Source organism: Streptomyces sp. S6 (assembly GCF_054880855.1).
The window spans coordinates 1-818 of record NZ_JBTYMC010000702.1; the positions used below are offsets into that span (position 1 = coordinate 1).

The 818-nt window shown below is 78.0% G+C and carries 1 protein-coding gene; it reads left to right on the forward strand.

Annotated features, from left to right (window positions below; all coding sequences use genetic code 11):
* Positions 1-55: 55 nt before the first annotated feature.
* The coding region (locus tag ACVNF4_RS36575; protein WP_461807114.1) for a glycogen debranching N-terminal domain-containing protein at positions 56-818 on the forward strand (763 nt) is incomplete at its 3' end.

Sequence of the window (818 nt, forward strand, 5' to 3'; positions counted from 1 at the left end):
GGGCCGGCGCCCGGCGCCCCGCCCTGAGGGCCTCCCGCCCGTCCACGCCGCCCTGATCTGCGTCGCCCTGCCAGGACTCGCGATCTCCACCGGGGAGGGCCAGCTCACCGGGCGCGGTCTGGAGGGGTTCTACCGGGCGGGCCGGCGTCTGTTGTCCCGCTGCCAGGTGCGCGTGGCGGGGCGGGAACCGATCGTGGTGCAGGCCAGGATGACGGCCGCCGACGAGGCCCGGTTCGTCGGCACCCTGCGCGTCTCGCCGCAGGGAGGCCCCGACCCGGACATCGTCGTCGAACGCACCCGCGGCGCCGACGGCACGGAGCGGATCACCCTGCACAGCTCGGCCCCGCGTCCGCTGCGCCTCCCGGTGGAGGTGTCCCTCGGGACGGACCTGGCGGACCTGGGAGCGATCGCGGCCGGCGTGACCGCGCCCGAACTGCCCGCCAGCGTCCACGACTCGGGGCTGCGCTGGTCCGGCCCGCCGGGCGCCTCCACGGTCACGGCGGACCCGCCACCCTCCGACGCGCTGGCCTCCGCCGGACTGCTGCGCTGGGACCTCGACGTCCCGCCGGGCGGCAGCGCGGTCCTGGAACTCAGGGTCAGGCTGGACGGGAGCGGACCGATGCGGGCCGTGGCCCGGTCGGCGACGAACCCGCTGGCACCCGCACACGCCCGGGGCGACGACCCGCGCGTGGGACCGCTGCTCACGGCCGGCATCGAGGACCTCCAGGCCCTCCTGGTCCGCGACCCGGCGCACCCCACGGACACCCACCTCGCGGCCGGCGCCCCCTGGCGCTGCGGACTCGCCCCGGCAGACGCAC